The organism is Actinotignum saccati, assembly GCF_051265055.1.
GTDB lineage: Bacteria > Actinomycetota > Actinomycetes > Actinomycetales > Actinomycetaceae > Actinotignum.
Map to the genome: position 1 here is coordinate 87791 of NZ_JBOZCC010000002.1, position 19601 is coordinate 107391.

Sequence of the window (19601 nt, forward strand, 5' to 3'; positions counted from 1 at the left end):
CTCCCGCCCGCTATTTTCGAGGCACGGGCGGGAGTGGCATATTTTTTACGACGACGCCGCGGCTGCCTGCGTGGGCACTGCAAGCAGCGGCGGGCATCGCTGTCACATAGCTACCAAGCTACGAAATAAAGAAAGGGCACACCTTTCCGGGTGCACCCTTCCTGACGTCCCACTGATTTAGCGGGAGTAGTATTCGACGATCATCTGGACATCAGCCTGGACCGGAACTTCCACGCGGCGCGGGCGGCGCACCAGCGTGAACTTCAGCTTCTCCAGGTCAACATCAAGATATTCGGGAACCGCGGGGAGCACATCGCGGTGCGCGCCCTGCGCGGCCACGAGGAACTGCGGGGAGGCCTGCGACTTCGGCTTGACCTGCACAACCTGACCCGGGGTTACGCGGTAGGAGGGGAGGTTGACGATCTTGCCGTCCACCATCACGTGGGAGTGGCCCACAACCTGGCGAGCCTGGGCGATGGTACGCGCGAAGCCGGCGCGCAGCACCAGGGCATCGAGGCGCATTTCCAGCAGCTCCACGAGGTTTTCACCGGCCAGACCATCCTGGCGGCGCGCTTCTTCCCACACGCGGCGCATCTGCGCTTCGCGGATGCCGTACTGGGCGCGCAGGCGCTGCTTTTCCTTGAGGCGGACCGAGTAGTCGGAATCCTTGGTGCGGCCGCGGCCGTGCTCACCGGGACGGTAGGGGCGGCGCTGCATATAGCGCTCAGCCTTCGGGGTGAGGGCGATGCCCAGGGCGCGCGACTGACGCACGGCCTTACGAGAACGATTTCCTGCCATGAATAATCTCCTGTAGATGTACGTTCCAGCGCCGAGCGGCGCCGGTTCGGGGCCAACACAATCGGCTAAGACCCCAGGTGTTACTTCTCGCAAAGCAACCGAACTAGTGTATCAGTTCTCCCGGCCCAGCACCTCGCGGTTACGGGCCAGGCGCGGGGTGATATTCGCCTCGTAGCCGCGGGTGGTCGGTTCGTAATACCGGGTGCCTTCCAGGCCCTCCGGCATAAATTGCATGGGGGCGATACCTTCCTCGTAATCATGGGCGTAGCGGTAGCCCTCCCCGTAGCCGCGTTCGGCAGCTCCCTTGAAGGAAGCATTGCGTAGCGCCAGGGGCACCGGGGCGCTTTTCCCGGCCCGCACATCGGCAATCGCGGCATTAATCGCGCGGTAGGCCCGGTTGGATTTCGGGGCGGTGGCCAGGTGAACCACGGCTTCCGCCAGGATGATCCGCGCTTCGGGCATCCCCACCAGCGCCACGGCCTGGGCCGCCGCGGTGGCGGTTTGCAATGCGGAAGGATCGGCCATCCCCACATCTTCGGCCGCGGAAATCATGAGGCGGCGCGCGATAAATCGCGGGTCCTCCCCCGCTTCCAGCATGCGCGCCAGATAATGCATTGCTGCATCCACATCCGAGCCGCGGATCGACTTGATAAAGGCGGAAATCACCTGGTAGTGCTCATCGCCATCGCGGTCGTAGCGCACGGTGGCACCATCGGCGGCCCGCGCCACATCCTCCACGCTCACCCGGTGTTCCCCGCGGGCGCGCGCCCCGTCCACCGCGGCTTCCAGGAGGGTCAGGCTGCGCCGCCCGTCCGCCCCGGCCAGGCGCACCAGGTTATATTCCGCATCCTCGTCCAGGGTATATGCCCCGCCCAGCCCGCGCTCACTGGTGAGGGCCCGATTGATGATGGCGCGGATATCGTCGTCGTTCAAACCGCGTAGCGTGACGAGAAGCGAGCGCGAGAGTAGCGGCGCCACCACGGAAAAGGCCGGATTTTCGGTGGTCGCGGCCACCAGGATCACCCACCCGTTTTCCACGGCCGGCAGCAGCGCGTCCTGCTGCGTTTTCGAGAACCGGTGCACTTCGTCAATAAAAAGCACGGTTTCGGTGCCGCTGCTCACCAGTTTGCGCCGGGCGCTCTCCACCGCGGCCCGCACGTCCTTCACCCCGGCGCTCACCGCGGAGAGCTCAATAAAATCGCGCTGCCCGGACCGGGCAATGAGGTACGCGAGAGTTGTTTTCCCCACCCCGGGTGGTCCCCACAAAAATACTGACGACGGCGCAGACCCGGCCTCCGCGTCAATGAGGCGGCGCAAGGGCGCACCGCGGGCGAGCACCTCATCCTGACCTACTACCTCGGCGGCCGTGCGCGGGCGCATCCGGACCGCCAGCGGGCCGGTATCGGAATCGGGCACCCCGCGGGCATCAACTTGGCTACTTTCGAAGAGATCCACCCTCCCAGTCTACGAGCTCGGCGCTGGGGCGCACGCGCGGGGTGGGCGCCGGCTCACGTGCGGGCCGAGCACCGGATACTGGTGGCGGGTACGGGTGGCACTACGGGCAGCGCGCGCGAAAGCTCCAGGTCAAGCGTTCAAAGATGGCTTAAAAACCGCTATTTTTCGGGAAAATGAGCGATAATAGAGGCATGACAGAGTTGTTAGCGCGTGCCTCTATTCGCCACCCGTGGAGAGTCATCATCACCTGGATATTGTGCGCCGTTGTTGCCGGTATCGCCGCACTGTCAGGTTTCGGTCAGGGAGGCCTGTTCTCCCGCATGTCCTCCACCCAGGGCCTCACCACCGGAACGGAATCCGCTCGCGTCCTGGAACTCACCGATTCCCAGGGCGATTACCGCATGGTGGCCGTGATCCACGGCGCCACCGAACCGCAGCAACTCACCGCTGATATTGCTGATCTCAGTGAAAACATCGCGAAAATCCCGGGTGTTGCCAGCGCGGTGAGCTCGCCCTCCCTCGTGCGGGAAGCCGAAGTGGAAGGCGCAGCCCAGGCGGAGGAGAAAGCGCGCGCGGAATACCAGAAAGCCGCCGCCGCGGCCCAACAGCAACTCACCGCCCAGATTGAGGCGGCTACCGCGCAGCTCATGCGCGCCGGTATGCCGCGCGAGGCAGCCCAGGCCCGCGCCACCCAGGAAGTAAGCGCCGCGGCGGCCGCGGCCCAGGCGGGCCAACCCAGTGAGGAAGAAGTCATCGCTTCCGCGCGTGAAGAAGGTATAGCGCAAGCCCGTACCCAGGCGAGCGAGGAAACGGCCGGTTTGCGCGCCGCGGACGGTTTCGCCCTCGTCATTACCTTCACCTCGGATGCGAAGAGCGAAGCCACCGAGGCCGAAGTCCAGCAGGCGCTTGATTCTTTTGCGACCGCTCACTCTGTCCAGGTGGATGCCACCTCCGCGAACGCCGCGATGACCGCTATTAACGATGTGGCCCGCCACGATCTGGTGCGCGGGGAAGCCATTGGCCTGCCCGTGGCCCTCATCCTCATGGTGCTGGTCTTCGGCGGGGTCCTCACCGCTCTCATGCCGCTGGCCGGAGCTATTGTTGCCATCATTATTACCCTAGGCGGTATTTGGCTCCTCACCTTCGTGGCGGATGTGGATTCCTTCGTGCTCAATGTGGTCTCCATTATCGGCTTGGCGCTCTCCATCGATTACGGCCTGCTGGTAGTTTCCCGCTACCGGGAAGAAATCACCCGCGGTATTGAGAAACGCTACGGGCCGGGCGCCCGCCCGGAGAAGAAAGACCTGGCCGTCATTATGGAAGGGGCGCTGGCCACCACGGTCCGCACCGCCGGGCGCACCGTGATCTTCTCCGCCGTCACCATTGCTTTTGCCATTGCCGGGCTGCTGGCCTTCAATTCCCGCATTATTCGGGTGATCGCCATGGGCGGTTTCGTCGTCGTGCTGCTCGCGGTTATTTCCGCGGTAAGTTTGGTACCTGCCCTTTTGCGCATTGCCGGGCCGCGGCTGGCCCAGCCTTCTGTGCTCGCGAAAATTCCCGGGCTGGGGCATCTCATGCGCGCGGTGGGTGATACCCATACCGATCACGGGGTGTTCTCACGGATTGCCGGATGGGTGCAGCGCCGCCCGTGGGTGATTATGACCGTGGTAACGGCAATCCTCGTGGTCATGATTATTCCTATTAAGGACACCACTTTACGCACGGATACCAGCGAATATATTCCGGTGAGCTCCTCGCCGGGCACCACCCAGGAGATTCTCAAACGCGATTACCCAGATTTGAGCCAGCCGGCCATTACCGTCCTGGTGAAGGGCGATGCCGCCGCGCTGCGCGAGCAATCGGAGTGGATTGCCGGGCTTCCGGCGGTATCCAAGGTCGGGGAATCCACGAAGATGGATAACGGCTGGCATAACCTCGGGGTATTTGTCAGCGGTGGGGATCCCACCTCCGCCCAGGCCAGTAACACCGTTCGCGATATTCGCGCCCACGCGGAAAGCGCCGCGAATACGGAGATCCTGGTGGGCGGCAGCGCGGCCATCCAGATTGATTTCAATCGGGTGCTACGCGAGGGCGCGCCCATTGCTTTCGCGGTGGTGCTACTCGCCGTGCTCATCTTGCTCTTCCTCATGACCGGCTCGGTGCTGATCCCCCTCAAGGCCATCATTATTAATTCGCTCTCCCTGGTGGCCTCCCTTGGGCTCACCGCTTTCCTCTTCGATAACGGCCTGTTGGGCTTGCCGGAAACCGACGGGCTCACGGCGGTGGTGGTGGCCTGCGGCCTGGCCTTCGGCTTTGGGCTTTCCATGGATTACGAGGTATTCCTGGTGGCCCGCATGAAGGAATATTGGGATGCCGGGGAATCGAATGACCGGGCGGTTTCCCTGGGCTTGCAGCGTTCCGGGCGGATTATTACCTCCGCAGCCGCGATTATCGTGGCGGTTTTCGTGGGCTTCTGCTTCGGGCAGATGCTGGCGATCAAGGAAGTGGGCGTGCTGCTGGCCATCACCGTGATTGCGGATACCAGCCTCAGCCGTATCCTCCTGGTTCCGGCCACCATGACGGTGCTAGGCAAGTGGAATTGGTGGGCGCCGCGCTGGCTTTCGCGTATCTACCAGCGTTTCGGGGTGTCCGAAGGCGGGCACCGCACCCTCGAACACCACGAGCCGGCAACCGCCACCAAGGACAGTGCGCCGGTAACGCTTCCCGCGGGCGCTACAACGCAAAACGCCAGCACCACCGATGCCACCGCAAGCGCGAGCACCGCGGCATCGGCGCCACGCGGCCGGCACGCCGCGCCATAATGGAGGCATGTCTGAGATCGATCACCTGAAACTACCTGAACTCCTGGGTATCACCTGGTTGCAGGCGGGCGCCATAGCCGTGGCCACCTGCCTCATCTACCTTTTCCTCGTGGTGATTTTGCGGGCCCTGGGGCAAAACGTGGTGAGCCGGCTCTCCACCTCGGATATGGCGGCCGTCGTCGTTATTGGGGCGATCGCGGGGCGCGTCACCCTCGGGCATACTCCCACCCTGGCCGGCGGCGTCGTCGCCCTTCTCACCCTGTTCTGCATGCAAGCACTGCTGCGCTTTATCGCGCTCTCCCACCGCGGGGAGGCCTGGGTGCACGCGCGGCCCGTCGTTATTTGGGCGCGCGGGGAACTCACGCCCGCGGCACGGCGGCACTCGACCACCACGGAAGAAATCATGATGGCCGTGCGTTTGCGCGGCGTTGCGTGTGTGGACGACGTCGCAGCTGTCATCCTCGAACCCAACGGGCAGCTATCGGTACTCACCGGGCCGGCCACCGCGCTTGATCCGCGCCTGCTCGCGGGTGTGAAAGACGCCGAGCGCATCTGAGCACGCTCGGCGTCTTCCCTGCATATCGCTAGCTTCTTCGCGGCTGCCGACTACAGGCCACCGCCTACGCGGCAGCTAGGCCGCTGAGAGGCTACTTTCCAGCAACTTGCCAGCTACTTCCCGGCAACCGCGGGCCGCTACTTTCCGGCAGCTGCCCCGGCAGTATCACCGACCGCCGGCGCTTCCTCCGCGAGGGGTGCCCCGGTTGCGGCATCCACCGCGCCGGAGCGAGCCTTCGGGGTGGCATCCACACCGGCTTCCTTACGCTGCTGCGCGGTAATTTCCGCGGGAGCATCGGTGAGGGGATCCCAGCCGTTGCCGATCTTCGGGAAGGCGATAACGTCGCGGATCGAGGGCGCCTTGACCAGCAGGGACACAATGCGATCCCAGCCGAAAGCAATCCCGCCGTGCGGGGGCGCACCGAATTTGAAAGCTTCGAGGAGGAAACCGAATTTCTCCTCGGCGGCTTCCTTATCGATACCCATGACCTTGAAGACGCGTTCCTGGATATCGCGGCGATGGATACGTATGGAACCGCCTCCGATCTCGTTGCCGTTGCAGACGATGTCATAAGCGTTCGTCAGCGCACCGGCCGGATCGGTATCGAAAGTATCGAGGTGTTCGGGCTTGGGAGCGGTGAAAGCGTGATGGACGGCGGTCCAGCGCGAACCGAGGGCCACATCGCCTTCCGCGGCGGCCTGGGAAGCCGGCTTGAACATGGGGGCATCCACCACCCACACAAAAGCCCAGGCATCCTCGTCAATAAGGCCGACCCGCTGGCCAATTTCCAAGCGGGCCGCACCCAGCAGTTCGCGGGAGAAGGTCGGCTCACCCGCGGCGAAGAAGATGCAATCCCCGGGCTTCGCGCCGGTGGCTTCGGCCAGGCCAGCACGTTCCGCGTCGGTAATATTCTTGGCCACCGGGCCACCCAGGGTGCCATCCTCCGCGATGGTGACGTAAGCCAGGCCGTGCGCACCGCGCGCCTTCGCCCATTCCTGCCACTTATCGAAAGTGCGCCGCGGCTGGGAAGCCCCACCGGGCATCACCACCGCACCAACATAGGGATTCTGGAAGACCCGGAAGGTGGTGTCCTTGAAGTACTCGGTCAGGTCGATAAGTTCCAGCCCGAAACGCAGGTCCGGTTTATCCGAACCGTACTTTTCCATGGCGTCCTTAAAGGTCATCCGCGGAATCGGGGTGGACAGGTCGTAGCCGATAAGCTTCCAGATTTCGCGCAGCACTTCTTCGGCCACCGCGATAACGTCATCTTGATCAACGAAGCTCATTTCCACGTCCAGCTGGGTGAACTCCGGCTGGCGATCCGCGCGGAAATCCTCATCGCGGTAGCAGCGAGCGATCTGGTAGTAGCGTTCCATCCCGCCCACCATGAGCAGCTGCTTAAAGAGCTGCGGGGACTGCGGCAGGGCGTACCAGGTTCCCGGGTTGAGGCGCGCCGGAACAATAAAATCGCGGGCGCCTTCCGGGGTGGAACGGGTGAGGGTCGGGGTTTCAATCTCCACGAAATCGTGGCCGTCGAGTACCCGCCGGGCCGCCTGATTCACCTTGGCGCGCAACCGCAGGGCCTTCTGTTCGTAGGAGCGGCGCAAATCCAGGTAGCGGTACTTGAGGCGAATATCTTCGGAGACCTTGCCGGCCCCTTCGGCGTGATCGGAGACCTGGAAAGGCAGAGCTTCGGCGGGGCTGAGGACCTCAACGTCCGTGGCCTCCACCTCGATCTCGCCGGTGGCCAGGGCAGCATTCGCATTGCCTTCCGGGCGTTCGCGCACGATCCCGGTCACCTTAATGCAGAATTCGTTACGCAACTCGTGCGCAATTTCTTCACGGACGGTCACCTGGGCGATACCCGAGGCATCACGCAGATCAATGAAGGCGATACCCCCGTGGTCACGGCGGCGATCCACCCACCCGGTCAGCGTCACTTCGCTGTCAATATCACTTGCTCGCAGCGAGCCGGCATAACGAGTACGTAACACGCTTTTGTCACTCTTTCTATCGTGGGAAACGGCTAGACGGGCCGTCCTAAGGTGCTTGCGAGACGAGCAAGCACCGGCTCCATGGTAGAACCCGCGGCACGCTCCGGGCAAAAGTTACGCTCCGGCCGCCCGCCGAACACATCTCATTACGCTCTGCCACCGCACCAGGCGGCCCCACGCGGCCCCACCCGTGGCCCACGGTGGCACACACCACCGCATGTACCCGGCTGCGCCTCTTCCTTTCTGCCCCCTTTCGCTGGTCTAATGGATCTAATGAGCAGGTATCTATCTCCGGAGCGCGAACGCCTTTTCCGTATTTTTTCCGTTGGCTTTATTTCGCTCGTTGCTTTTGAGAGCATGGCGGTCACCACGGCCATGCCTACCGTCGCGCGCGCTTTTGACGGCCAGAACCTTTATGCCCTCGCGCTCGGCGTGGTACTTGCGGCCCAGTTAATGACGACGGCGCTAGCCGGAGAATGGTCCGATTCCAAAGGCCCGCATTCTTGCCTGTACACCGGCGTCGTGCTTCTCACCGTGGGGCTCACGATCTGTACCGTCTCCCCCAGCATGGAAATTTTCGTGGCCGGCCGCGCCATCCAAGGCCTGGGCGGGGGCCTCATTATTGTGCCCTTCTACACCATCGTGGGCAATAGCGTGCAGCCGCGTCGTCGCCCCGGATTCTTCACCGCTTTCGCCGCGGCCTGGGTCCTCCCCTCGCTTTTCGGCCCCCTGCTCGCCGGAATTATTGTTGAGGCAATGTCCTGGCGGTGGATTTTCGGTTTCGTGCCGGCCACCATCCTGCTCATCGGGCCCTTCTTCTTTATTGGGATGAATAAAATCCCGGATATTGATCGCGTCAAGAAGCCGATGAATATTCGCACCATGGTCATTCCGGCCTTCGGGACCGGCGCATTGGTCGCTTGCCTGCAAATTATGAGCGGGGCGACGGAGCATAGTGCGCACACCTTCGCCATTATCGGGGTGTGTGGATTCGCCTTGCTTTTCTGCGCTCGTCCGCTTTTCCCGCGCGGGACTTTCCGCGGGGTGCGCGGGCTGCCCGCAACTATTGCCACCCGCGTTCTCCTCGGTACCTTCACGGCAATTGAGATGTTTTTGCCGCTCCTGCTCCAGGATGTGCACGGGTGGAGCCCGGTGGAAGCCGGTCTTATTTTGTCGGTCGGTTCGATCACCTGGGCGGTGGGATCGTATTTCTCCGGGCGGATCACCAATGCCGCGCTGCGCCTGCGCCTGCCGCTGTGGGGCTCGATTGGCGATGCTATCGGCCTTGGCCTGGTGCTGGCCGGCTCGCATCACGCTCTTCCCGGAAGCCTCGTTATTATCGGGTGGGCCATCGCGGGTATCGGATGCGGCTTCGCGTTCCCGGCGCTGAGCGTACACGCCCTCGCCTGCACCTCCCAAGAGGGCCAGGGGCGCACTTCTTCCGCGCTCCAGGTTGCCGATTCCATGGGAACCTCGCTGGTAGCCGCAATTATTGGGATTATTTATTCGGTGCTCACCCCGCCGCAGGATATTGCACTGATGGCCGGCATCGCGGTGTCCATTGCGCTGACCATTGCCGGCGCGGTGGTAGCCAGCCGCATTGTGCCACCGGCGGGCAGCGAGGCCGCGGAAAATCTTGCCGAATCGCAGCGCCTGAGCGGCGTGGGTCCGGGCGGGGAACAGCTGAGCGGCTCGGATATGCTCAGCGAAGATTCCAGCGCCGCGTGAACAGAGGGCAAGCTCACCGCATATATCCAGCGCCGGGCTTGCACCCCGGAGTAAACTAGTAGCGGCGCGTTTGCGCCCCCTGTGCCTATGTTAGGAATCCATGTCTGAACATCTCGGCGAAAATACGCCGTCTGATTCTTCCTCCACCGCCACCCCGGCGACTTTCGCTGACCTCGGTCTTTCCGAGGAAACGCTCACCGCTATTCATGCTCTCGGTTTTGAACACCCCTCCCCGATCCAGGAGCAGGCCATTCCGCTGCTGCTGAGCGGGCGGGATGTTATCGGCGTCGCCCAAACAGGAACGGGGAAAACTGCCGCTTTCGGTTTGCCGCTTCTGGAACAGGTGGATACTAGCAGCGCCGTCGTTCAAGCTCTGGTGCTCGCACCCACCCGCGAACTCGCGCTTCAGGGCGCGGACGCCATTGAATCATTCGCGCGCGGTACGGATACCAAAGTGCTGGCCGTGTACGGCGGTTCGCCCTATCCCCCGCAGCTTCGCGCCCTCGAAAACGGCGTGCATGTGGTGGTGGGCACGCCCGGGCGCATTATGGATCTCATTGATCGCGGCGCGCTCGTGCTCGATCACGTTTCTTACTTCGTTTTAGACGAAGCGGACGAAATGCTGCGCATGGGCTTCGCGGAGGACGTGGAAAAGATCGCCTCCGATCTGCCCGAAGAGCGCGTATCGGCGCTTTTCTCCGCCACCATGCCCCCGGCGATTCGCCGCGTGGCCGATTCTCACTTGAACGACCCGGAGGAAATTACCGTTACGCCGCCGGCCTCCACGGTTGCGAATATTACCCAGGAATTCGCGGTGGTTCCGGCCCGCCGCAAGGTGGGTGCTCTCGCTCGGGTCCTTGCGGTTTCTGAAGCCGACGCCGCCCTTGTATTCGTGCGCACTCGCGCCACCGCGGAGGATTTGGCGATTGAGCTGGGTACCCGCGGGGTGGCCACCGCGGCGCTTTCGGGCGACGTCGCCCAAAAGGATCGCGAACGCCTGGTCTCGCGCCTGCGTGACGGGACCCTGGATGTTCTGATTGCCACCGACGTGGCCGCGCGCGGCCTGGACGTGGAACGCATTGGGCTGGTCGTCAATTTTGATGTGCCGCGCGAAGCCGATACTTACGTGCACCGCATCGGCCGCACCGGCCGCGCCGGGCGCGAGGGCCGCTCGCTCACCTTCGTGACGCCGAAGGAACTGCCGCGCCTGCGCCGCATCGCGAAAACCACCAAATCACAGATGGAAGAAATCGATCTTCCCACCCCGGCGGAAGTCTCGAAACTGCGCGCCGCCAAACTCATGGAGCAGGCCCGCACCCGTTTCGACGCCGGGCGCCTCGGGGTCTACCGCGAGGTCCTCGAGCAATTCCTGGCTGCCCAGCAGGAGGCGCAGCAGAATAAGAACGACGACGCCGTAGCCTCCCCCGCTACCCTCCCGCTTGACGAGGGCGTTGCTGAGGCAGCAAGCTCGGTTCCGGCTGACTCGGAAGGCGCCGTCGTTACCGATACTACGGAAAACTTCGAAAACGAAACCGGTACCGGAAACAATACCGATGCCGAGACGGAAACCGGTGCAGAAAACGAGGCTGCGAGCGAGGCTCCCGCACCGATGAGCCTCGAGGATATTATCGTGGCGCTGCTGGCCTTGGGCGTGCGCGATCCCGGGCCTTCCGCGGATGAAGAGGAAAGCTTCACCGGGGAGGACAGCCGCGATTCCTTCAAGAAGAAGCGACGCGAAGCTCGCGAATTCAAGGGCGGGAAGCGCTACCGCATCGAGGTCGGGCACAAAGACCGGGTGCGTCCGGGTGCGATTGTTGGCGCGCTCACCCACGAAGGTGGGCTGCGCGGCTCGGACCTGGGCCATATCGATATTTACCCCACCTTCTCCCTGGTGGAAATTGGGGTGCCGCTTTCTCCGGAAGCCCGCCGGCGTATCTCCGAAGCGCAGGTTTCCGGGCGTGCCCTGCGGATTTCTGAAGACAGTGGTGCTCCCGCCGCCCGCCGCGGCGGCCACGGACGTTCGGATCGCGCGGGGCGTTCGGATCGGGGCGCACGCGGAGACCGGCGCGGGCGCGGCCGCGGTTCTTTCAACCGTGGCGATGACGGTGATTACGGTTCGGATTACCGTTCTGAGCGCCGCTCGGATCGGCGCCATGACCGGCATGATCGCGGGGAGCGCCGCGGTGGGCGCGGGTGGCGGCGTTCATAGTTTGCGCTTCCCGGTGTTCACGCGCTGGTAACCATGTCCCGGTAGAGTGGCCATGGGTGGATAATCTTTCATCCATCGCCACGCTTCCGAGGAGAATTCCATGCGTAAACTTGTTGCCGGTCTTGCAGCTATCTGCACCGCATTCACTCTGACGGCCTGCTCGAACGGTTCCGGAAAGGATGCCGCACCCTCGCGTGATGAGGTTGTGGCCGGACTTAACAAGGGATTCAATTCCGCTATTGAGGAGGCGGGTAACAAGCTCCCAGCCGGACTTCACGAATCCATTGTTACCGGCTTCGTCGAGTGTATGGCCGATGGTGCTATCGAACAAGGTGTCTCCGTAGAAGGCCTCAAGATTATTGCCAACGGTGACGTAAAGAAATTCGATGAAGTCTCTAAAGAAGACAACGATATCCTCCAAAAGGTAACGGATAACTGCGCCACGAAGCTCGCCGGGCAGCCCCAGGGGTAATACTCATCGGGAAGAGCCACCGGGTCATACCCTGCCCAACGGGGAGACGGCCCAGCTCGTAACGTATCTTCATGCAAGCATCCGCGAAGTTGCGCGACACCCGTGGGATTGCGCGACTCCCGCGGGGTCGCGCAACTCCCGGGGCTGAGCGAGGCGGTGGATTTCACGCGGGAACCCCGCGGGCGAAAGCCGCGTAGCTGATAGTATCTACTTGTTTTATTCCGCATGGAAATGAGTGAAGATGCGTAAACTTTTAGGTGCAGCGGCTGTGGCATGTCTCGCGATGAGCCTAGCCGCCTGTTCGGGTAATAGTAATAAGTCGGAATCGGCTTCGCCAGCTGCGAAAACGTCGGCTGCCGCCTCGGCGCCGGCAGCTCCCTCGGCAAGCGATGCGAGCCCCGCTCAGCCTTCCGCGCCGATCACCGATAAGGGTCCGGCAGCTATTGCAACGGACGGCCCGGCTCCTACCCGCGATGAGGTGAGCGCCGGCATGCTTGCCGCTACGTCCGAGCTGCTCAAGAACACGCAGGATATCCCGGAAGCTCAAAAGGCCATGCTCCCCAAGCTTGTGGAGTGCACGGTCGATGAAGGGCTCAGCCGTGGCCTATCCGAGCAGGGCCAGCGTAATATCGCCGCGCAGATCCTTTTGCTCTCGCAGGAAGACCAAGCGATTATGGGCGAAGCAGCCAAGGTTTGCGGGGAAAAATTCGGGGCTAATACCCAATAAGCATTGGGCTGGCTGCTGGCACAGGATGCGAGTCTCGATACATAAGTAAGGGCGGGAGTCTCCATTTAAGGAGGCTCCCGCCCTTAGTCCGCTGTGCTTATGCACGCTGCTTATGCGTGCTGGTTATGCGCGCCGGTTTTAGGCATCCCATCCGGTGAGCCGCAGGCGGCGCGCTCGCCCGGACACCCCGCGCGCGGAGAGCTCGCGGAGCTTTTCCAGGGAGTCGGTTCCGGCCCGCACCTGGGTGCCCGAGAGCCCATCGAGCTCACCGGCCGCGAAGGCCTGGGCAATAGCCACCGATTCGCCAAGCGGTACCCATTCGGTGCGGTCCCGGTAACGTTTCATGGATGCCGTCATATCGGTTTTCACCGCACCGGGATTGAGAGAAAGCACCCGCAAACCACGCTGATAACCAGCCAAATGCAAGGATGCCGCCAGCCGCAACAGCGCCGTTTTCGAGGTGTAATAGGATACCGCGTCCGCGGAATCATGAGATGCCGCGGTGGCGGACAGGTCCAGGATTCTCCCGCCGCCGCGCTCGAGCATAATAGGTACCAAAGTTTGGGCCAGCTGGAACGGGGCTTCCACGTTAATCGCGATGGTGCGCTGGAAATCCTCCAGGCTGGTATCCCAAGGAAGTTCTTCTTCCCCGTACACTCCGGCGGAATTGAGCACCATATCGGGAGCGCCTTCCTCGAGGAGGATACGCAGCATCTCCCGGATAGAAGATTCCTTCGCCAGGTCACACCCGAGGGTAATAACCTGAGCACCCCGGATCTCGCATTCGGTGGCGGTACCATCCAAATTCGATAGTTTGGTCGCCAGCAAAATGAGGGTGCGCCCGGGCGCCGCTAAACCAATAGCGAGCTCCTTGCCCACGCCCCGGGAAGCCCCGGTAATGAGAATCCGGCGGGCCGGTGCGAGTCCTTCCGATTCCTGCGGTGCGGTAACCTGCTGCGCGGTCGCTTGCTGCCCGGTTACCGATTGCGCGGTCATCTGGTCGCCCGCATCCACGCGCTCCACCTCCTGCTGCGCCATTAGGCCCTCAGCTCCGCGCCGAAGTCCTTGCGCATCCGGCGTGCCACTCGGTGGCGTACCTGGGAAGTTTCTTCAGCGGTCAGGGTGTGATCGGTGCGGAAGCGCAGCGCGAATGCCAGCGACTTCTTCCCTTCCGGAACGGGATCACCCGTGAAAACATCGAAAAGCTCAATGCCTTCGAGGGCCTCCCCCGCGGCGGCCACGATGGCGGCCCGCACATCACCGGCGATCACATCGGCATCAACAATAAAAGCAAGATCTTCCTTAGCAACAGGACTGGTCCACACCGGCTTGACCGCGGCGGGTTCCACGGTGGCCGGAAGTGCGGCGTCGGTATTCACTTCGAAAGCGACCGAACGCGCCGGAATATCCAAGGCCTTGCATACCGCCGGAGCGAGTTCCCCGGCGTAGCCAACAACGCGGTCTCCGCTGAGGATAGCCGCGCAGCGCCCCGGGTGCCAGGGTGCCTGGTTCGCGGCGCGCACCGAAACCTCGGCGAGCATACCGGCAGCGCGCCGCCCGGCTTCTACCGCATCCCGCCAATCCCAGGTTTCCACCGGGTAACCGGCCCGGGCGGCGGTACGCGGCCCGCAGGCCACCCCGGCCACGTGATGGGGTTGGGCGGGGATAGCCGCGTGGAGGGCGGCAATCTCGTCCTCGGAAGGCCGCTGACCCGCCGCCGGAATCGGGGCCGGACTGATACCGGCCGGCCGGCTCACCGTGCCCATCTCAAAGACCGCCACCGCCGGATTACCGCGCTTGACGTTGAGCGAGGCCACCGGAATGAGGGTATCGAGCAGGGAGGTGCGCAGCAGATTGGCCTCATCCTGCAGCGGATTGGCCAGCGCGATAGCGGTGCGCCGCTCATCATCAGCGGCGTAGCCGAGCTCATCGAAACGCGCGGCCGGAATGAAGGGATAGGTCAGCACCTGCACCCACCCGGTTTCCGCCAGGGTGCGCGCAATATCGCGGCGCTGGCGCTGCGCGGGGCTCAGGCCGCGCCCGGCCGGAGCCGCCGGAACGGCGGTGGGAATCGCATCATAGCCTTCCAGGCGTGCGATTTCCTCCACCAGGTGAGCCGAGCCCACCAGATCCGGACGCCAGGTGGGAGGCTGCACGCTCCACACCGCGCCGCCGCGTTCCACGGTGCAACCGATATCCGTGAGGATCTCCGCAATACGATCCTCGCTCAGCTGCAACGAGGTCAGGCGTTCCACATCCGCAACCGGGAAAGCGAGCGCGGGCAACTGGTGTACCTGCCCGTACACAAAGACCTCATCGGTTGCTTCTCCCCCGCCGTATTCCACCAAAAGGTCGACGACGCGCTGCGCGGCCACCGCCGCCACCGCGGGATCCACCCCGCGTTCGAAACGCTTGGAGGCTTCGGTGGGGAGCTTGTGCCGCCGGGCGCTGCGCGCCACCGATACCGCATCGAAATGCGCTGCTTCTATCAGCACATTGCTGGTTTCCGCGGTGATCTCTGTATCGGCTCCGCCCATCACGCCGGCCACGCCGAGCACGCGCTCTCCCCCATTATCGGTAATAAGAAGATCTTCCGGATCGAGGGTGCGTTCCACATCATCAAGGGTGGTGAGTTTTTCGCCGGCCTTAGCCCGGCGCACCACCAGCCCGCCGCCGCGGATCTTATCCAGATCGTAGGCGTGCAGGGGTTGACCCAGGTCAAGCATCACGTAATTGGTGGCGTCTACCGCGAGAGAGATGGAGCGCTGGCCGGCTTGCTGGAGGCGGCGTGCCATCCAGGCCGGGGAGGGTGCCGCCGGATCTACCCCGCGCACCACCCGGGTGACAAACAGATCGCATCCGGGCTGGCCGTGAATCGGGGCGTTATCTTCCACGCGCACCGGGAACCCGGTGGGGGTGGCTTCCGGGAGCGGAGCGTCCGCCAGGCCCGGGTCGGTGAAGCGAGCCCCGCTGGAGTGGTGGTATTCGCGCGCTACCCCACGCATGGAGAAGCAGTACCCGCGATCCGGGGTCACGTTAATTTCCAGGGTTTCCCCCGGCAGGCCCAGGAATTGCCTGGCATCACTGCCGAGTTCCACACTGGCCGCGGCTGCGTCGTCGAGAACAATAATGCCCTCGCTTTCATCCGAGAGCCCGAGTTCGCGTTCCGAACACATCATGCCGTCGGAAATATGGCCGTAAGTTTTGCGGGCCGCGATCTCAAAACCGCCCGGCAGCACGGCGCCGGGGAGGGACACCACCACGGTATCGCCCTCTTCGAAATTATGGGCGCCGCAAATAATGCCGCGCGAGGGCAGCTCGGAAGGCTCGCGCCCCGTTCCGGGTTCGTCGTTGTACTGCCCTACGTCCACGCGGCAGTAGTTAATGATCTTCCCGTTGCTTTGTTTCTTCGGTTCGCGGCTGAGCACCCGACCGAAGACCAGCGGGCCGGTGACCGCGCCGGGGTGGATTGCTTCTTCTTCCAGGCCGACTTTTACCAGCGCGGCAGCCAGCTGCGCGGGGCTGAGATCCTCGGGCAGCTCAACGTGTGAGCCCAACCATTCCTGCGGAATCAGTGGCATTAGTTTCCCCTCCCGGTGGTTCCGAATTGCATGGAGAAGCGCACATCGCCTTCCACCATGTCACGCATATCAGCGATGGAATTACGCAGCATCAGGGTGCGCTCCAGGCCCATTCCGAAGGCGAAGCCAGTGTAAACATCCGGGTCAATGCCGTTATTGCGCAGCACTTCCGGATTGACCATGCCGCAACCGCCCCATTCGATCCAGCCCGGGCCGCCCTTCTTCTGCGGGAACCACAGGTCCATTTCGGCACTCGGTTCGGTGAAGGGGAAGAAGGAGGGCCGCAGCCGCGCCTTCGCTTCCGGCCCGAACATATGGCGGGCGAAATGATCCAGGGTGCCCTTGAGATGGGCCATGGTCAGGCCCTTATCCACTGCCAAGCCTTCCACCTGGTGGAATACCGGGGTGTGGGTGGCATCCAGCGCGTCGGTGCGGAATACCTTGCCCGGGCAGGCGATGTAGAGCGGGGCGCCGCGGCGCAGCAGCGCGTGGGATTGCACGGGCGACGTGTGGGTGCGCAGCACCAGGTTGCGTTCCTCGGTGACCGCACCGTCAGGGCCGACGACGCCCGATACGTAGAAGGTATCTTGCATCTGGCGTGCCGGGTGGTCAGGCCCGAAATTCAGGGAGTCGAAGTTGAACCACTCGTGCTCCACTTCGGGACCTTCGGCGATCTCCCAGCCCATGGCAATAAAGAAATCAGCAATATCCTCACTGAGAACCGTGAGCGGGTGGCGTGCCCCGCGCGGAGAGCGGTTGGTCGGCACGGTAACATCCACCGTTTCGGTGGCCAGAGCCGCGGCCGCTTCCGCTTCCTCAATACGAGCGGTGGCGCTGGCGAGGGCCGCCTGGATTTCCTTGCGGGCCGCGCCCAGCAGTTTACCGGCGATGGGCTTTTCTTCTTTGGCGAGGTTCCGGATCTGCATATTCGCGTGAGTGATCGGAGCATTATCACCGCTGTGCGCGAGGCGTGCGGCTTTCAACTCCTCGAGGGTGGTGGCCGCCGCAAAAGCGCTACATGCCTGTGCGACGGCCGCCTGCACTCCCGCTTCGTCCAGGGGACTGAGCTGTGAGGACATAGCTGCCTTTCTTGTAGTTAACCATGTCAATTCTAGTCAAACTCGCCGAAAGTGCGTAACAGCGGGGCCGAGATGGACTCGGCCCCGCTGTGAGGTTACTGGTAGCGCGCTTGCGCCGCGGTACGCGGCGCCGGCGTCGTTCCTAGAATTTAGCGCTGGCTGAGGGGAACCTCAGGCCAGAGTTCATCCCAGGAATGCCCGGTGAGGTCTTCGGCAACCTTGCGAGCTTCGGGAGTGGCATCTTCCTTCGCCCCGCCCGCTTCCAGGCGATGGATCTCATCCATGAGGATGGCGTGGGTGTGCTTATCCAGCTTGACGAAGCGAGACACCAGCAGCGCCACCCCGATGAGGATCGCGGGAAGGATGACCGTCACGAAGGCGATCATATGGGAAGCACCGGTGGACTGAACCACCTGGCAGGAGCTTTCCAGCGCACCGGAGGCATCCACCTTGCAGGCACCTTCGTGCAGCGGGGTGTAGCCGGAGGCCGCGAGGTTCGTGCCCTTTTCCAGCGGGTTGACGAAGCCGCCCAGGTCCATGAACCAGCCCACGAGGAAGGTTCCCAGCGCACCGGTGGACTTACGCCCGAAGGTCATAACGGCGGCGTAGATGCCGGCGCGATCTTCGCGGGTCATGATGTAATCAACGTCCGGGATGAAGGGGTACACATTCCACGGGGTGTATTCCAGCAGCGCGCGCCCGCACTGGTAGATCACCGCGGTGGCCAGCAGGTAGATGAAGGCGTTGCTTTCCGGCCCGATGAGGTAGATCGCGCCCACACCCGCCAGCGAGGCGAGGATCAGGGTGAAGGAGAAGGCCCACAGGAAGCGCGGCCCGTGCGAAAGCATGAGGAACATGGCCCAGATCGTCATCGGGATACCCACGATGGACACGGCCTGCAGCCAGAAGCCCTGAGATTCGCTCATCCCCACCGCGTAGACCGCGAAGAAGGTCAGCGCCGAAGCGTAGACATCCTTCCCGGTGAAGGAGAAGAGGTAGACCGTCAGGTGCTTGTTGTACGAAGAGTTGCGGAATACCGAGGTGAATTCCACCGCGGTGTGCTTGAGCATCTGGAAACCGTTCATCTTCGGCATGGCGTCGAGTTCGGCCACGAATTCCGGGGTGAGCGGGCGTTCCCAGGTGGTGGCGTAGGTGGTGAAAACGCCGATAGCGAAGAGCACCGCGAAGGCGCCGCCGATTCCCAGGTAGGCCCAGGGGTTGGAGACGTTGCCGCGCACCAGCGCCGGGATGAAGAACACCACGAAGGTGCCGGTGGCCGAGCAGAACATACGCATCGAGGAGAGCGTGGTGCGTTCCTCGTACTTGCGGGTCATTTCGGTAGGCAGGGTTTCCCACGGAATGAGGATCATCGCGATAATAACCTCGATCAGCAGGTAGATGACGAGGTAGTACCAGAATCCACCGAAGGGAATCCACAGCAGCGGGAAAATAATGAGCAGCAGGGGCGCGCCGATCATGAGGAAGAAGTGGCGCCGGCCGAACCGCCGCCCCAGCTTCGTGCGGTAGAAACCGTCCGTCAGCGGGCCAATAAACACCGAAATAACGGCGTCAACGATACGAGCCACACCGAGGATGAGGCCGCCCTGGGTAGCCGTCACCCCGCCGTAGTTCGTGAAGAAGTACAGCAGCAGACCGGAGATGATGGTATTCCACCCACCACCCATAAGGTCCACCAACCCGAAACAAATACCGCGACCAATGGTGATCGGCTTGGCGGTGTACACGCGCAGCTTGGAGAGTTTCTCCAGCTCGCCACGCTTATCGGCGTCGAGGGCGCCGCTATTGTGTGTTCCCATTTTCTTTTGTCTTTCTGTGAAAGGAGGAACGGTTGTGGTTCGCCATCGACTCTTACCGCGCTCACGCTCGGCTTCCGTGCCCGCGCGAGCTGTTACCGCGCTACACTGCCGCGAAGCTATCACTACCGCTCTTTCGCATCAAAAGCTTATAAGTTTCCGCGGCTTTCCAGCAGTTACCTAGCTCCCCGTTCGTATCGTGGACGAGGAACGTGCCGCCGGAGAGATTCTCTGAAAACCGCGGATTCTCGCGGTTTTTAGCACGACGACGGCGCTGACGCGCACCCTTCCGCCACCACCATGATATTTTTCACATTTAGAAATTCCCGTTTCTAGCTCTCAAATACTCTCCCGAAAACCGCATGT

13 protein-coding genes are annotated in these 19601 nt (G+C 62.9%); 6 read left to right on the forward strand and 7 right to left on the reverse strand.

Annotated elements, in window-relative coordinates; genetic code table 11:
• Nucleotides 1-177 precede the first annotated feature (177 nt).
• Together rpsD and ACRQEC_RS01870 are read right to left on the reverse strand one after the other, a co-directional pair.
• On the reverse strand, nt 178-798 hold the full coding sequence (rpsD, locus tag ACRQEC_RS01865; protein WP_016442833.1) for a 30S ribosomal protein S4: 621 nt from the start codon (nt 796-798) through the stop codon (nt 178-180).
• Nucleotides 799-909: 111 nt separating this feature from the next.
• Nucleotides 910-2253 (reverse strand): replication-associated recombination protein A, encoded by a 1344-nt coding sequence (locus ACRQEC_RS01870; RefSeq protein WP_087070827.1) that lies wholly within the window; start codon nt 2251-2253, stop codon nt 910-912.
• A gap of 191 nt (nt 2254-2444) precedes the next feature.
• Between ACRQEC_RS01870 and ACRQEC_RS01875 the strand changes: the two genes are divergently transcribed.
• Both ACRQEC_RS01875 and ACRQEC_RS01880 read left to right on the forward strand, forming a co-directional pair.
• Nucleotides 2445-5075, forward strand: a complete 2631-nt coding sequence (locus tag ACRQEC_RS01875) for an MMPL family transporter (RefSeq protein ID WP_234984505.1) — start codon at nt 2445-2447, stop codon at nt 5073-5075.
• A gap of 7 nt (nt 5076-5082) precedes the next feature.
• Complete coding sequence (locus ACRQEC_RS01880; RefSeq protein ID WP_159455016.1) at nt 5083-5631, forward strand: DUF421 domain-containing protein; 549 nt, start codon at nt 5083-5085, stop codon at nt 5629-5631.
• Nucleotides 5632-5768: 137 nt separating this feature from the next.
• Here ACRQEC_RS01880 and aspS read toward each other — a convergent pair whose 3' ends face one another.
• Entirely contained in the window at nt 5769-7625 is a 1857-nt protein-coding gene (gene aspS, locus ACRQEC_RS01885) for an aspartate--tRNA ligase (protein WP_087070830.1), read from the reverse strand.
• A gap of 273 nt (nt 7626-7898) precedes the next feature.
• Between aspS and ACRQEC_RS01890 the strand changes: the two genes are divergently transcribed.
• The 4 genes from ACRQEC_RS01890 (at nt 7899) to ACRQEC_RS01905 (ending at nt 12761) form a co-directional block, all read left to right on the forward strand.
• Nucleotides 7899-9353 (forward strand): MFS transporter, encoded by a 1455-nt coding sequence (locus tag ACRQEC_RS01890; protein WP_087070831.1) that lies wholly within the window; start codon nt 7899-7901, stop codon nt 9351-9353.
• A 100-nt stretch (nt 9354-9453) separates the two neighbouring features.
• Nucleotides 9454-11562: a DEAD/DEAH box helicase gene (locus tag ACRQEC_RS01895; protein ID WP_284889048.1), complete on the forward strand. Its 2109-nt coding sequence runs from the start codon at nt 9454-9456 to the stop codon at nt 11560-11562.
• Nucleotides 11563-11662: 100 nt separating this feature from the next.
• The gene (locus ACRQEC_RS01900) at nt 11663-12034 is read left to right on the forward strand and encodes a hypothetical protein (protein WP_087070832.1); all 372 of its coding nucleotides are present in this window, start codon (nt 11663-11665) and stop codon (nt 12032-12034) included.
• 241 nt (nt 12035-12275) lie between these two features.
• Nucleotides 12276-12761: a hypothetical protein gene (locus ACRQEC_RS01905; protein ID WP_143231883.1), complete on the forward strand. Its 486-nt coding sequence runs from the start codon at nt 12276-12278 to the stop codon at nt 12759-12761.
• 138 nt (nt 12762-12899) lie between these two features.
• On the opposite strand, the gene ACRQEC_RS01910 is transcribed toward ACRQEC_RS01905, so the two are convergent.
• The 4 genes from ACRQEC_RS01910 to ACRQEC_RS01925 all read right to left on the reverse strand — a co-directional run bounded on the left by ACRQEC_RS01910 (nt 12900) and on the right by ACRQEC_RS01925 (nt 19238).
• Nucleotides 12900-13799, reverse strand: coding sequence for an SDR family NAD(P)-dependent oxidoreductase (locus tag ACRQEC_RS01910; RefSeq protein ID WP_234984506.1), 900 nt, complete (start codon nt 13797-13799; stop codon nt 12900-12902).
• The gene (pheT, locus tag ACRQEC_RS01915) at nt 13799-16342 is read right to left on the reverse strand and encodes a phenylalanine--tRNA ligase subunit beta (protein WP_087070834.1); all 2544 of its coding nucleotides are present in this window, start codon (nt 16340-16342) and stop codon (nt 13799-13801) included. The genes ACRQEC_RS01910 and pheT overlap by 1 nt, the downstream gene beginning before the upstream one ends.
• Nucleotides 16342-17421, reverse strand: coding sequence for a phenylalanine--tRNA ligase subunit alpha (gene pheS, locus ACRQEC_RS01920; protein ID WP_087070835.1), 1080 nt, complete (start codon nt 17419-17421; stop codon nt 16342-16344). Before pheS ends, pheT begins: the two co-directional genes overlap by 1 nt.
• A 149-nt stretch (nt 17422-17570) precedes the next feature.
• Entirely contained in the window at nt 17571-19238 is a 1668-nt protein-coding gene (locus ACRQEC_RS01925) for an MFS transporter (RefSeq protein WP_087070836.1), read from the reverse strand.
• Nucleotides 19239-19601: the final 363 nt, after the last annotated feature.

Excerpts from the sequence above, each read along its gene's own strand:
- rpsD (WP_016442833.1), bottom strand. The coding sequence starts at position 798 with ATGGCAGGAAATCGTTCTCGTAAGGCCGTGCGTCAGTCGCGCGCCCTG.
- ACRQEC_RS01875 (WP_234984505.1), top strand. The coding sequence starts at position 2,445 with ATGACAGAGTTGTTAGCGCGTGCCTCTATTCGCCACCCGTGGAGAGTC.
- ACRQEC_RS01880 (WP_159455016.1), top strand. The coding sequence starts at position 5,083 with ATGTCTGAGATCGATCACCTGAAACTACCTGAACTCCTGGGTATCACC.
- ACRQEC_RS01890 (WP_087070831.1), top strand. The coding sequence starts at position 7,899 with ATGAGCAGGTATCTATCTCCGGAGCGCGAACGCCTTTTCCGTATTTTT.
- ACRQEC_RS01895 (WP_284889048.1), top strand. The coding sequence starts at position 9,454 with ATGTCTGAACATCTCGGCGAAAATACGCCGTCTGATTCTTCCTCCACC.
- ACRQEC_RS01900 (WP_087070832.1), top strand. The coding sequence starts at position 11,663 with ATGCGTAAACTTGTTGCCGGTCTTGCAGCTATCTGCACCGCATTCACT.
- ACRQEC_RS01905 (WP_143231883.1), top strand. The coding sequence starts at position 12,276 with ATGCGTAAACTTTTAGGTGCAGCGGCTGTGGCATGTCTCGCGATGAGC.
- ACRQEC_RS01910 (WP_234984506.1), bottom strand. The coding sequence starts at position 13,799 with ATGGCGCAGCAGGAGGTGGAGCGCGTGGATGCGGGCGACCAGATGACC.
- pheT (WP_087070834.1), bottom strand. The coding sequence starts at position 16,342 with ATGCCACTGATTCCGCAGGAATGGTTGGGCTCACACGTTGAGCTGCCC.
- pheS (WP_087070835.1), bottom strand. The coding sequence starts at position 17,421 with ATGTCCTCACAGCTCAGTCCCCTGGACGAAGCGGGAGTGCAGGCGGCC.
- ACRQEC_RS01925 (WP_087070836.1), bottom strand. The coding sequence starts at position 19,238 with ATGGGAACACACAATAGCGGCGCCCTCGACGCCGATAAGCGTGGCGAG.